This is a genomic window from Parabacteroides sp. CT06 (assembly GCF_002257605.1).
GTDB classification, from domain to species: domain Bacteria; phylum Bacteroidota; class Bacteroidia; order Bacteroidales; family Tannerellaceae; genus Parabacteroides; species Parabacteroides distasonis.
Genome location: NZ_CP022754.1, coordinates 4,255,050 through 4,270,415 on the forward strand (window position 1 = coordinate 4,255,050; position 15,366 = coordinate 4,270,415).

Sequence of the window (15,366 nt, forward strand, 5' to 3'; positions counted from 1 at the left end):
ACATTACATCCAATATTAAAATTGTGTCAAATGCACTATCCCATCCATCAAAATGACTAGTCTAAACCAACGTTTAAACCAGTCATTTTTACATTTATTATACTATTGAGTATGATAAAAACCATACCTTTACTCCCCCAAAGAAAGAATGCAGAAACCATGAAACTACAAATCATCGATACCGGCTACTTCTACGCCGACGGAGGCGCCATGTTCGGGGCCATTCCTAAAAGCGCTTGGAGCCGTCGCTATCCGAGCGACGAGACAAATGGTTGCGTGCTAGCCATGCGTAGCCTTGTCATAAAAACAGATGACGGACGCATCGTCCTAGTAGATAACGGAGCGGGAAATAAACACTTAAAACAACTAAGTTATTACCGCTTCTTCAACTTGGTAGACCTCGGCACGGAACTACGAAACCGGGGAATTCAACCGGAGGAAATCACGGATGTTGTCCTCACCCATCTCCATTTCGATCATTGCGGTTATACCACGCAAAAGGATGAATCTACCGGACATTTATTTCTCTCATTCCCAAACGCGAACCACTGGGTTAGCCGCAAGCAATGGGAGAATTTCCTTCATCCGAACGCCTTGGAGAAAGATTCCTATTTTATCGAGAATATGCAAGCCGTCGCGGATGCTAATTCCTTACGGCTGCTAGATGCCGACACTTCGATTTGCCCCACGATAGAGCTACGCTTGTATGATGGGCACACTCCGGGGCAAATTGTTCCCTATATCCATACGGAAGATCGGACTTTTGTCTTTGCCGGAGATGTTATCCCTCTTGTAGCCAGCGTATCCCCGGAATGGATCTCCGCTTACGACACGTATCCGGTCACGTCATACAACGAGAAACTGCGCATGCTTGCCGAAGCCGCCGAAAAAAGGCAAGCGCTCATCTACTGCCATGACGCTTACATCCGCTGCACAACCGTAAAACGTGTGAATACATATTATAAGAAAGACAAGGAAATACCTCTCAAGAAGACGTTTCTTTTCCCTTAGTCCCTAGCCCTTTTCCCTTTAGACCTTAGGTGTTTCTTCCATATTTCTTAGACATTTCTTATAGAAGTATTCATTATCCACCAGCCGTTGCATGATCGTCCACCAACTGTTGGATGATCATGCAACGGCTGGTGGACGATCATGCACCAGTTGATAAATAGTCTATATATATAGACAAAATCCCTAAGGTTATCGCATCAAAAGTGTAAAAGCATTAGATAAAACGGCTAATTCTATTTATCTTTGGGCGGTGATACTGAATCAATTATTGTTTTACATTCTAAACTCTAAACACATGAACAGCCTAAGCAAACTAGCGCTCGTCCTGACATTTTGCACGGGAATGATCGCTTGCTCCGGTGGTAAGGCCGTAAAAGGAGATTACGGAGTAGTGCCTTTGCCACAAGAAGTAACATTGACGAACGGAAATCCTTTCGTCCTAAGTCCATCCACGAAGATATTTTATCCGGAGGGCAATGATAAGATGAAGAAGAACGCCGAGTTCCTCGCTTCTTATATCAAGGAAATCACGGGCTATGAATTAGCAACCGCTACTGGCCAGCCCGGTAAGGGGATCAGCCTCGTTATCGACCAAAGCATCCAGAATCCGGAAGGATATCAACTGACCGTTAGCGATAACGGGATACGGATCGCCGGAAGTACGGATGCCGGCGTATTTTATGGTATCCAGACATTACGTAAATCGATCCCGGCCACGGCCCAAGGGATGAACGTAGAATTACCGGCAGCTACCATCAACGACTATCCCCGTTTTGCCTATAGAGGCATGATGCTGGATGTCAGCCGCCATTTCTTCCCCGTGGATTCGGTAAAAACGTATCTCGATATCCTTGCCTTGCACAACCAAAATACGTTCCACTGGCATCTGTCCGATGACCAAGGTTGGCGTATCGAGATCAAGAAATATCCGGAATTGACACAGATCGGATCTAAACGCAAGGAAACCGTGATCGGCCATAACTCCGGAACATATGACGGAAAGGAATACGGGGGCTTCTATACACAAGACCAGATTCGCGATGTCATCAACTATGCCGCCGAACGCCATATCACGATCATCCCGGAAATCGATATGCCGGGACATCAATTGGCAGCCTTGGCTACTTACCCGGAACTTGGATGCACCGGAGGCCCTTATGACGTATGGGGCCAATGGGGAGTAGCCGACGACGTGATCTGCGCCGGAAACGAGAAATCAATGCAATTCCTAGAAGACGTATTGAGCGAGGTCATCGATCTTTTCCCGTCCGAATATATCCATGTAGGTGGTGATGAGTGCCCGAAGGTACGTTGGGAGAAATGCCCGAAATGCCAAGCTCGCATCAAGGCGGAAGGTATCAAGGGGGACAAGAAACATTCCGCCGAGGAATATTTGCAAAGCTACGTGATCTCCCGCATGGAGAAATTCGTGGAGAGCAAAGGACGCCATATCATCGGCTGGGACGAGATCCTAGAAGGAGGCTTGGCCCCGAATGCCACGGTAATGAGCTGGAGAGGCATGGATGGAGGTATCGAGGCCGCCAAGCAAAAGCATAACGTGGTCATGACACCGAATACATATGTATATCTGGATTACTATCAATCAGCGGATACGGATCTTGAGCCCGATGCTATCGGTGGTTACTTGCCGTTAGAGAAAGTATATTCTTTTGAGCCGACAGCCGGTATCTCTCCTGAAGACCAGAAGTACGTGATCGGGGCGCAAGCCAACCTCTGGACGGAATATATCCCGACCTTCTCGCAGGTGGAATACATGATCATGCCCCGTATCGACGCCGTAGCCGATATCCAGTGGAGCGATCCGTCCAAGAAAGATTATCAGACGTTCCTGCCCCGTGTGGCCCGCATGACACAACTTTACGATCGCTTGGGATATAATTACGGAAAGCATATCTTCGATATTAACGCCTCCCTGACCACCAATACGGAGAACGGAACGCTTGACATAGCCTTGACGAAGCTGGGTGAAGGAGATATCTATTATACGGTAGACGGTAGCGATCCTACGATCGCCAGCATCAAGTATGAAGGCCCGGTACAGATCAACCAAGATTGCGAATTCAAGGCGATCGTTGTCCGTCCGAACGGTACGAGCCGCGTCTTCTCCGAGGAGATCTTCTTCAACAAAGCGACGATGAAGCCCATCACCTTGAAAGAGCAGCCCAGCAGAGGCTACGTTTTCAATGGGGCACAGGTATTGGTAGACGGCTTGCGCGGAGGTAGTAATTACAAGACCGGCCATTGGCTGGGTTTCCAAGGAAAAGACCTTGACGCCACGATCGATCTAAAGGAACCAACCGAAATCCAAAAGGTATCTTTCAATACGAATGTGGTGAAAGGTGACTGGATCATGGGCGCCTCCGCCGTAACCGTAAAGGTATCCGATGATGGCAAGAATTTCAAGGAAGTAGCTTCCAAGAAAATCCCGGAGCTGACCCAAAACGACAAGGACGGATTATATCCCCAAGAGATATCCTTCGCCCCGGTAAAGGCCCGCTATGTCGAGGTTATCATCAACAGCGGCAAACTACCGAAATGGCACGGTGGCGCCGGAAGTCCCGCATTCTTGTTCGTAGATGAGATAGAAATCTTATAAGATAATGATACAGCGAGATGGCTGAGAGATACCTGCCATCTCGCTTTCTTATCTTATACTAAATAATAAATATCATGATAAACAAAAACATCTTAATTCTTTCAGCCCTATGCTCCTGTTGCTCACTATGGGCGGATGAGGTTGTCGTGCGACATTATAATTATGCCGGCCCTTACGAGGTGAAGAAACCCTTCTTGGCAGATAGCCTGGATGTAAACAGTAAGAGATTCTCAGACAAGGAACTATTGAACACGACTGTTCCTTTCTGCAACCTTTCCCAAAGCGGACAAACCCTTGACGCGGCGTCTTCCGGAGAGCTGACCTTGCCAACCTCGGCCTCTTCCTACGCGCTACATTTGGTTTCCTTCTACCTGAATAGTGACCGCTATACAAAAGGCACCTTAAGGATCAATGGCCCTGAGATTTCAGAAGTCTACGTGGATGGACAACTCACAAAACTAACCCAAGGAGAAGCCTCGTTGACCTTGGAGCCGCGACGCTATGAAATCGTAATTAAATATTTATCTGAGAGCCACAAAGAGAATGCCTTAAAAGCCTCATTCAACCCGGAAAAAGACGCAGTGGTAACCACGACCATCAATCCGGAGAAACGTTATACATTAAGTGATGTATTTGATGGTAAACGCATCCAATCCGCCAGCCTGTCCCCGAATGGAAAATTCATTATCGTCTCCTATCAAGAAACCTATCCCGGCGGAAAGCAGTCCTCATTTACCCAGATACTAGACAAGGCTACCGGTTCCGTATTGGTTGAGAACGGACAGAGCTTACGCTGGATGCCTAAAAGCAATCTGGCCTATTACACCCGGAAAGGGATGAAAGGCACGGAATTGGTGACCTTAGACCCTACCAGCAAAAAGGAGAACATCCTTGCCTGCCAATTGCCCGAGGGTTCTTTCAGTTTCGGACCTACCGAGGACTATCTATTATTCTCCATACGGGAGAAAGGACCGCAAGAACGAAAAGAGATCCAAGAGATACTGGTGCCGGATGATCGCCAACCGGGATGGAGAAACCGTATGTTTATCCATAAATATGACCTGCGAACCGGATTGTTCCAACGGCTCACCTATGGACATACTTCTACTTACATCAACGATATATCTCAAGACGGCCACTATCTGCTATTCAGTCGCAGGGAACCGAATTTAACGGAGCGTCCTTTCTCACGTACATATATATATAAGATGGATCTACGAACCATGCATGTGGATACCCTTATAAAAGGTGAGAAATTCGTAAGCCGTGCCGTTTTCTCCCCGGATGCCACCCAATTACTCGTTGACGCGTCTGGAGAGGCTTTCGATGGTATCGGATTAAAGATCAAAGAAGGACAGACATCGAATACGAGCGACGGGCAATTATTCCTATACAATATAGCAGATAAAAGTATAAAGCCGCTTACGAAAAATTTTGACCCCTCTGTCGATTCCTACGAGTGGAACGCCCTCGATAAACAAATCTATATCACGGCGAAAGATAAGGACCGTGTTCGCATGTATAGTCTAAACCCGTCCAACGGAAAGATTAAGCAACTTCAAGCCAAGGAAGATGTCATCTCCGATTACTCCATCGCCAATCAAGCTTTCGAAATGGTTTATTTCGGATTAAGCGCTTCCAATTCCCAAAGGCTTTATACCTATAACTTGAAAAACGACGCCTCTTCCTGCTTGATCGATCTCTCCAAAGAGATCTTGAGAGACGTCACTTTAGGAGAAGTGCAAGATTGGAATTTCGTTTCCGCCCAAGGGGATACGATTTACGGCCGCTTCTATCTCCCTCCTCATTTTGATGCGACCAAGAAATATCCGATGATCGTGAATTATTACGGAGGAACAACCCCTACGGCCCGGGTGATGGAAAGCCGTTATCCTTCGCATGTATACGCCGGCTTAGGGTACATCGTCTACATCATACAGCCCAGTGGAGCGACAGGGTTCGGCCAAGAGTTCTCCGCACGCCATGTCAACGCATGGGGTAAACTTACCGCTGACGAGATCATCGAAGGCACGAAAAAGTTCTGTGAGGAGCATCCTTTTGTCAACACGAAGAAAATCGGTTGCATGGGGGCTTCATACGGAGGTTTCATGACTCAATACCTACAAACAAAAACAGATATATTCGCGGCGGCCATGTCTCACGCGGGAATCAGCGACATCACCAGCTATTGGGGAGAAGGTTACTGGGGATATTCATACAGCTCGTTGGCTAGCGCTAACAGTTATCCATGGAATGCCCGGGATATGTACACTTTACAAAGTCCGCTGTTTAACGCAGACAAGATCAATACCCCGATCTTGTTCTTACATGGAACCGCAGACACGAATGTTCCGATTGGAGAGAGCATCCAGATGTTTACCGCATTAAAATTATTGGGTAAGCCTACAGCGTTTGTCCAGGTAGAAGGAGAGAACCACCATATACTGGATTACGACAAACGTATCTTGTGGAATAACACAATTTACGCATGGTTCGCTAAGTGGTTGAAAGATCAACCGGAGTGGTGGGACGCATTATATCCTCCGAAAAGCCTATAAAAATCAAAATAGGTCACTCTATTCACATATATCTAAAGAGTATCTTTATTAGATACTCTTTTTTTATTTAAATACATTAGATAGTATTTATGAAACACCTTAGTCTCCGAAGAACTAAATCACTTTTCCGTTCAATATTTATTAATTATTATAAATATCTTAATAAATTATAGAACATGCAACCTATGTAAACATCTGTTATGTCTAATTGTACTATTTACAGCAAGCATTTTATTTTAATGGCTGTACGGCAAATATAAAGATATATTTGCAATAAACAAACATATTGACAATAAAAATAAACTTACACGGAACTTTGTCAATACGGATTATTTTAAGTTATATGTTAATTTAATACATTCTAGTATTAATATATAGTATTAATATGCAAGTTATTTTTAACTCAATCCCGCATCAATGCTAGGAAGTAACACCAAAGTACCTTACCCTCATGAAGTTCTTCGGAAACTAAGTCAATCGACTAAGTGGCAACAATTGATTACAATGATCTATTTATTAACAAATTAAACAAAAAGTATGTGTCTATGAAAAGGTTGACTTATCTATTACTATGCTTGTTCGCAAGTATAGCGTTCGCAACGGCTCAGACCACGAAGGTGACCGGTACGGTTATCTCGGCGGAAGACGATGGACCTATCATTGGAGCCTCTATCGTAGTAGCTGGTACTACTACCGGTACTGTAACGGATTACAACGGAGCGTTCACCTTGGATGTTCCTTCTAACGCGAAAAAGCTAATCGTTTCCTACATCGGTATGAAATCTGTGGAAGTGGCAGTAAAACCAATCATTAAAGTCACGATGGAGTCCGACTCTCAGAACTTGGATGAAGTCGTGGTTGTCGGTTACGGAACTCAAAGAAAAAAGGATGTGACGAGTGCCATATCTAAAGTAGGAGGTGAAGACTTAAGCAACTTGGCAACAGCGTCTTTCGACTCTCAATTAGCTGGACGTGCCGCTGGTGTACAGGTTACGACTCCTAGTGGCGTATTGGGAAGCGGTCCTCAATTCAAGATCCGTGGTATGAGTACGATCAGTTCTAACTCTCAGCCGTTATTCATCGTAGATGGCATGCCGATCGCCACCGGTGATAACGCCGATGGAAAAACCGGCTTAGGAATGGCTTACGCTTCTTACAATGCGATGTCTGATATTAACCCGAATGACATCGAATCCATTGAAATATTGAAAGACGGTGCGGCTACAGCTATCTATGGCTCCCGTGCGGCAAATGGAGTTGTATTGATCACAACTAAAAAAGGCTCCAAGGGACGTACTCAAGTAACTTACGATGGCTATGTAAGCGCAGCCAGCGCAGCTAAATTGCATGATCTTCTGGGAGCGAAAGATTTCGTGACTATCGCTAACGAGAAATACGAGAACTGGGGAATGAAAGGACAGGCTGTTTACGATCCGAACGGACCGGACACAAACTGGAATGATTATATTTTCCGTACAGGTTTCCAGCACAATCATAGCTTATCCGCCAGTGGTGGTACGGATAAAAGCCAATATTATGTATCATTAGGTTTCACGGAACAAGAAGGTATCATTCGCGCCAATGACTTAAACCGTTTGAGCTTAAAGGCAGATTTGACACAACAAGCGACAAAATGGTTACGCATCGGATTAAATGGCCAGATGACCCGTACCCGGGTTAATGGTGTCATGAATGACGAGAATTCATTGGGTGGCGTAGGTTTCGCCGGCACTCGTATGCTTCCAAACGTATCTGTATTCAATCCGGATGATCCTACTGGTTACAATATCGACGCTGAAAACCGTAAGACATTAGGTCGCGGAAGCAACCTTTCCTATATTGATAATGGTATCCAGAATATCGTCTGGGCATTAGACAATAACGTAAACCGTACGACCAATACCCGTGTATTAGGTGGTGGATGGGCTGAAATCACATTCATGGACGGATTGACTTTAAAGACACAAGCTGGCTTAGACATCTCGAATGTTAAAGATTTCATGGTATGGAACCCGGAATCAGGAGACGGATACGGCTATGGCGGCTTATTGGAAGAAATCAATACCACATACACGAACTGGAACTGGCAAAACGTAATCAACTTTAACCGTACATTCAATGATGTACATAATCTGACGGCGACAGCGGTACAAGAGTACACCCATCAAGAATATGAATATACGGACGCAACCGTGCAACAAATATCCGATGCTTTCTTCACCGACCATATCATTTCCAACACATTTGGTGAGAGATTCGTATCTGGAGGTAAAACGTTTATGGGATTAGCCTCCTATATGTTCCGTGCGAATTACAACTATGATAGTAAATATTATATCGGAGCCTCCGTCCGCACAGACGGCTTATCCAGCCTTCCGAAAGACACCCGCTGGGGTACATTCTGGGGAGGATCAGCCGCTTGGCGTATCTCTCGCGAAAAATTCTGGAGCGAATCAACTATTAATGATTGGTTTAACGACTTACGTATCCGTGCCAGCTACGCTACAATCGGAAACTCTGACCTAGGGAATTATTTCCCTTATCTGGGAACTTACGGGGCGAAGAAAGCAGGATCGAATACAGCTATCGCTTGGAACCGTATGGGTAACAGCCAGCTTAAATGGGAAACAACCGAGACTTTCGATATCGGATTGGATGGCTCTTTCTTTAATAACCGCCTGACATTCGAGCTAGCTTATTGGCAAAAGAACTCCAAAGACTTGGTGTTGGAAGTTCCTACAGCACCTACCGCTGGTATTCCTTACAACTCATATTTTGATAATATCGGTAAGATCAAGAACTCCGGTATGGAATTGACAGTTAACGCTACAATCATCGCTACCAAAGATTGGAACTGGCAAACTAATTTCAACTTCTCCACAGCTAAGAATACGGTGAAGAGCTTATACGGCGGAACAGACATCGTAGACAATTACACAATCATTCGTGAAGGAGAGTCATATAGATCTTTATATGGATATGATTATTACGGCGTAAACGCCGCAAACGGTAATCCGATCTGGAGTAAGGCGGACGGTTCATTAGTGCAATTCGACACATTCGGCTCTTACGACTATGCGGAATATGATCCTTCCAACCCTTCGGATGTCTCCAAGGCTTCTTCCTTGGACGCTAGCGACCGTAAGGTATTAGGTTCATCTATGCCTACTTGGTACGGAGGTTGGAATAATACAGTTTCTTACAAGAATTTCGATTTAAATGTATTCTTCCGCTTCTCCGGAGGTAATAAGATCATGAACGCTTCTCGTCAAAGCGCATTGTTCAATATGGATTTCTCCAACAATGGAACAGAAATCTTAGGCCGCTGGATTTCTCCAGAGCAACCGGGTGACGGCATGACTCCAAAAATCGGTTATGGAGACGCCTCTTCCTTATTCAATGATGGATATACGGATTCACACTTCGTTGAGAGCGGCAATTACCTAAAACTATCGACGTTAGCTTTAGGCTATACACTACCGAAGGCGGTCGTATCCAAACTGAACATGACAAAGATTCGTTTCTATGTTCAAGGACAGAACTTACTCACTATCACAGGTTATTCCGGATTGGATCCTGAGACAAACTCTCGTTTAGGTGTAGATTGGAACGGTATGCCACAGCAACGTTCATTCACTTTTGGAGCGAACATTACATTCTAATTTCACAAACTAAGAAAAGTTACAATTATGTTATACAAGAAATTATATAAAAACATTTCAGTAGTAGCGTTAGGGACAGCCCTGTTCTCGCTACCCGTGTTCACCGCCTGCGAAAGCGACGTCGTAGACCTTGAACCTGTTGACAAATTCTCCGAGCTTACGGCATACGGGACAGAAGAACGTTGCGAGTTAGCCGTAGTCGGAGCTTACGATGCCGCACAATGTGGTATGTACGTAGATCCGAATGACTTTGGGTGGGCACGCGGTTATCCTTTTGGAGCGGCCAGTATATTGCAAGGCGAAATGCGCGGTGAAGATATGAACCTAACCGCCCAATTCTATGATTATACCTATTCCGCAACCTATAACTTGACTACCGCTAATAACGTGGCGATGTGGGAAACCTCTTTCGAGGCTATTAACCGCTATAATACGGTATACGCAGGTATAGAAGGCGCGGTAGCGGCGGGTGTCATAACCGAAGAGAAAGGGAATCAGTACAAAGGAGAATGCCTGTTCTTACGTGCGTTAACCTATCACAACTTGATGATCCATTATGCCCTGCCCTACAACGTAGAAGGTAACAATAACTACGGTATGCCTATTTACACGAAAGCCGTAAACGACCCCAGCCAACTCGCTGAGCAACAAAGCATAGGCCGTTCTACCGTTAAGGAGACTTACGATCAGATATTAAGCGACCTGAATAATGCGGAAAGCATGCTTCCGGACATTATTGATGCTGATAAGATCGGACGTGCGAGCAAAGGTGCCGCCATCGCATTGAAAACGCGCGTATATTTACATATGCGTGATTGGAACAATGTAGTTACTGAAGCTAAGAAACTGGAAGGCGGACGTTTCATTCTGGAAACCAATCCTGCCACTCCTTTCGTTTCTTACAAAGACAATCAGGAATCTATATTCTCCATTCCGAATGACTCTCAAGATAACGCATCTGTAAATGGAGCTATGTCCGCTATGATGTCTGCCCGTGAAGGTGGCCGTGCGATGTGCCCGACATCCCCTACCCTTTACAACTCCAAATTCTGGAAAGGGGATGACAAGCGTCGTAACCTCGTCCTTTATCGTGCGTCTGACGATTATTACTTCTGTGATAAATACCAGAATCCCCAAACACGTGAAGAGTACGCCCCGATCCTGCGCTATGCCGAGGTATTGCTAAACGAGGCCGAGGCTGCCGCACGTGCGGGAGACAAGACTCTCGCATTGGAGAAATTGAATCAAGTAAGAGACCGTTCTTTGGCCGACCCCGCTACACAGACGTATAAGGCAAGCGATTTCGCCAACACGAAAGCACTGGTGGAAGCTATCCTTTGGGAGCGTCGCATTGAGTTCCAAGGTGAAGGTCGCCGTTGGGAAGACATTCATCGTTTAGCGGCTGACGACTTGCTGCCGTCCGGTGGTATTCCCGCTAAAATCGAATATAACAATGTGAAGAACCAAGGCGCATTCGTTGTTGGTGGAGAAGTGAAAGCTGAATGGTTCGGCAACAGCAAACAGTTCATCCCGTACACGGATAAACGCTTTATTTGGCCGATTCCATTGAATGATATATTAAGAAACCCCACGCTAGCCGCACAACAGAACGCAGGCTGGTAGAATATAGACACACTCTTATTTTTTACTATGCAGGGGACATGAGAGGGCGAGACCGGGAGGTTCCGCCCTCTTTTCTTTTAAAACGTATTGACATAATAATTCACGGGAAATCATTATCTTTGCACTCTCTAAAAGAGGCTTATTCGTTATTTCGTGATAAATACTAATAAATCAACGATATGATTCTATTCTTTCAATCTTCAACAAAGACGGTGCTGGCTGTAGAGGCCGCGCACGCTTTCTCTCCTGAAGACACTCAAAAACTGGTTTGGTTGTTTAGCGAGGCGACTCCTGTTCAATCAGAAACATTGGAAGGCTGGTACGTAGGGCCACGCCGGGAAATGATTACCCCGTGGAGTACGAACGCCGTTGAAATTACCCAGAACATGGGCCTGACCGGTATTTCCCGTATTGAGGAATATTTTCCTGTTTCTTCTGGCGACACAGATCACGATCCGATGTTGCAACGTATCTACAATGGCTTGAATCAGGAGATCTTCACGATCAGTAAAAAACCGGATCCTATTGTCTACATTGAGGATTTGGAAGTGTACAACCAACAAGAGGGCTTGGCTCTAAGCCAAGAGGAGATCGCTTACTTGAACGAGGTAAGCCAGAAGTTGGGACGTAAGTTGACCGATAGCGAGGTGTTCGGTTTCTCCCAAGTAAACTCGGAACACTGCCGACATAAAATATTCGGAGGTGTATTCATCATCGACGGCGAGGAAAAAGAAAGTTCCTTGTTCAACTTGATCAAGAAAACTTCCGCCGAGAACCCTAATAAATTGGTTTCCGCTTATAAAGATAACGTAGCGTTCAATGAAGGACCGACGGTAGAGCAATTCGCTCCCCTATCCGGTGACAAACCCGATTTCTTCGCCGTAAAAGATATCAAGACGGTTATCTCCTTGAAAGCCGAGACGCATAACTTCCCGACAACCGTTGAGCCGTTCAACGGTGCCGCTACCGGAACAGGTGGTGAGATTCGTGACCGTCTGGGCGGTGGTAAGGCATCCTTGCCGATAGCGGGAACAGCGGTCTATATGACCTCTTACCCTCGTACGGAAGGCGCTCGCGAATGGGAGAAAGTCCTAGACCCTCGTCCTTGGTTATACCAGACTCCGGAGCAGATCTTGATCAAGGCTTCCAATGGCGCTTCCGATTTCGGTAATAAATTTGGCCAGCCGCTTATCTGTGGTTCTTTATTGACTTTCGAGCACACGGAGAACGATAAGAAATACGCTTACGACAAAGTAATCATGCTTGCCGGCGGTGTAGGTTTCGCAAATATGCGTGATGCCTTGAAGGGCGATCCGGAACCGGGCGAGAAAGTGGTTGTGATCGGTGGCGATAACTACCGTATCGGTATGGGTGGTGGAGCCGTCTCTTCCGTAAACACGGGGCAATATACAAGCGGTATCGAGTTGAACGCCGTACAGCGTGCCAACCCGGAAATGCAGAAACGTGCGGCTAACGTGATCCGTGCGATCGCCGAGTCTGACGAGAACCCGATCGTCTCTATCCATGACCATGGTGCGGGTGGACACCTCAACTGCTTGTCTGAGTTGGTGGAGGCTACCGGCGGACACATCGATATGAGCAAATTGCCGATTGGTGACCCGACTCTCTCAGCGAAGGAGATCGTAGGAAACGAGAGCCAAGAGCGCATGGGCTTATTGATGAAAGAAGAAGATGTAGCCCGTGTAAAACGTATCGCGGATCGTGAACGTGCCCCGATGTATGTGGTAGGCGAGACTACTAACGACATGAAGTTTGTCTTCGAACAAGCGGACGGCGTAAAACCTATCGATATCAAGCTGGAATATATGTTCGGTAAACCGCCTAGAACGGTTATGACAGACCATACGGTCACTGAATCTTATCAACCGGTTGTTTACAAAGAATCCGAACTTCACCATTATTTGGAGAACGTACTTCAATTGGAGGCCGTAGCCTGCAAGGATTGGTTAACAAACAAAGTAGACCGTTCCGTAACCGGTAAGATCGCCCGCCAGCAATGTCAAGGTGAATTACAATTGCCGTTGAGCGACTTAGGTGCCGTAGCGTTGGATTACCGCGGGAAAGCTGGTATCGCAACTTCTATCGGTCACGCTCCCCAGGTAGCCATGGTTGATCCGGCCGCCGGTTCCGTTATGGCAATCGCCGAGTCATTGACCAATATCGTATTCGCTCCGCTGACAGATAAGTTGGAGAGCGTATCCTTAAGTGCCAACTGGATGTGGCCGTGCCGTAACGAAGGTGAGGATGCCCGTCTGTACACAGCCGTACAAGCCGCTTCCGACTTCGCTTGCAGCTTAGGTATTAATATCCCGACCGGTAAGGACTCCTTATCCATGACGCAGAAATATGGCGACGATAAGGTGATCGCCCCGGGTACGGTGATTATCTCCGCAGGTGCAGAGGTTAGCGATATCAAGAAAATCGTCTCCCCGGTAGTAGCTCAAGACAAGAATACATACATTTATTATATAGACTTCTCTTTCGATACCTTGAAGTTGGGTGGTTCCGCTTTCGCTCAAGCTTTGAACAAGCTGGGTAATGAGGTTCCGACCGTGAAAGATCCGGAATACTTCCGTGACGCTTTCAACGCCGTACAAGATGCGATCGAGAAGAGACTCATCCTTGCCGGACACGATATCTCAGCGGGAGGTATGATCACCGCCCTGTTAGAGATGTGCTTCGCCAACGTAGAGGGTGGTTTGGATGTCAACTTGGATAAGATCTCCGAGAGCGATATCGTGAAGATCCTGTTTGCCGAGAATCCGGGTATCTTGGTTCAGGTAAAGGACAAGAAGGCATTCGAAAAGTTGATGGAAGAAGCTGGCGTAGGTTTCGCCATCATCGCCAAACCGACCGACGAGCGCCATGTATTGGTATCGAAAGACGGCATCCAATATCACTTCGGCATCGACTATATGCGTGACGTATGGTACGAATCTTCTTATAAACTGGATGTAAAGCAGAGCGGAAGCGTTTGTGCCGGAAACCGTTTCGAGAACTATAAGATGCAGCCCGTACAGTACAAGTTCCACAAGGACTTTACCGGAAAGCTTTCTTCTTACGGACTCTCAGCCGAACGCCGCGCTCCGAACGGCATCAAGGCTGCGGTAATCCGTGAGAAGGGTACGCAATGCGAGCGTGAGACAGCTTACGCCTTGTATCTGGCTGGTTTCGACGTGAAGGATGTCCATATGACGGACTTGGCTAGCGGACGTGAGACTTTGGAGGATGTAAACTTCATCGTATTCTGCGGTGGTTTCTCCAACTCCGACGTATTAGGTTCCGCCAAGGGCTGGGCCGGCGGTTTCTTGTATAACGAGAAAGCCAAGAAAGCGATCGACAACTATTACGCACGTAAAGATACGTTGAGCATGGGTATCTGTAACGGTTGCCAGTTGATGGCCGAGTTAGGCTTGGTTTATCCGGAGCACGAGAAAAAGCATAAGATGGTTCACAATGATTCCCATAAGTTCGAGTCTAACTTCGTTAGCTTGGAGATCCCGAAAAACAACTCCGTAATGTTCGGCTCCTTGAGCGGCACGAAGTTGGGTGTATGGGTAGCTCATGGTGAAGGTAAGTTCGAGTTCCCCTACGAGGAGAAGGAGTACAACATCATCGCTAAATACAACTACGATGGCTATCCCGCCAACCCGAACGGTTCTCCTTGGTCCGTTGCCGGTGTTTGCTCAAAGGACGGCCGCCATTTAGCCATGATGCCTCACCCCGAACGTGCGATCTTCCCTTGGCAGTGCGGTTATTACCCCGCCGACCGTAAGGAGAACGACGAGGTCACTCCATGGATCGAGGCGTTCGTGAACGCTCGCAAGTGGATCGAGAATAATAAGTAAAAATAACAGGGGTTGTTTTTAGCGTT

At 46.5% G+C, this 15,366-nt stretch carries 6 protein-coding genes; all 6 read left to right on the forward strand.

Annotated features, from left to right (window positions below):
• Nucleotides 1-159: 159 nt before the first annotated feature.
• The 6 genes from CI960_RS18855 to purL all read left to right on the forward strand — a co-directional run bounded on the left by CI960_RS18855 (nt 160) and on the right by purL (nt 15,340).
• Nucleotides 160-1,011 carry an MBL fold metallo-hydrolase gene (locus CI960_RS18855; protein ID WP_008773853.1) on the forward strand — a complete coding sequence of 284 codons (852 nt, stop codon included), beginning with the start codon at nt 160-162 and terminating at the stop codon, nt 1,009-1,011.
• A 295-nt stretch (nt 1,012-1,306) separates the two neighbouring features.
• Complete coding sequence (locus CI960_RS18860; protein ID WP_005861302.1) at nt 1,307-3,628, forward strand: glycoside hydrolase family 20 protein; 2,322 nt, start codon at nt 1,307-1,309, stop codon at nt 3,626-3,628.
• Between the two features lie 74 nt (nt 3,629-3,702).
• A complete protein-coding gene (locus CI960_RS18865) occupies nt 3,703-6,186 on the forward strand; it encodes a prolyl oligopeptidase family serine peptidase (protein ID WP_005861300.1) in 2,484 nt (827 codons plus the stop codon).
• A 545-nt stretch (nt 6,187-6,731) separates the two neighbouring features.
• Complete coding sequence (locus CI960_RS18870; RefSeq protein WP_005861298.1) at nt 6,732-9,848, forward strand: TonB-dependent receptor; 3,117 nt, start codon at nt 6,732-6,734, stop codon at nt 9,846-9,848.
• A 27-nt stretch (nt 9,849-9,875) separates the two neighbouring features.
• Nucleotides 9,876-11,471 (forward strand): RagB/SusD family nutrient uptake outer membrane protein, encoded by a 1,596-nt coding sequence (locus CI960_RS18875; RefSeq protein WP_005861296.1) that lies wholly within the window; start codon nt 9,876-9,878, stop codon nt 11,469-11,471.
• A 179-nt stretch (nt 11,472-11,650) separates the two neighbouring features.
• Nucleotides 11,651-15,340, forward strand: a complete 3,690-nt coding sequence (gene purL / locus CI960_RS18880; protein WP_022192955.1) for a phosphoribosylformylglycinamidine synthase — start codon at nt 11,651-11,653, stop codon at nt 15,338-15,340.
• Nucleotides 15,341-15,366 lie beyond the last annotated feature (26 nt).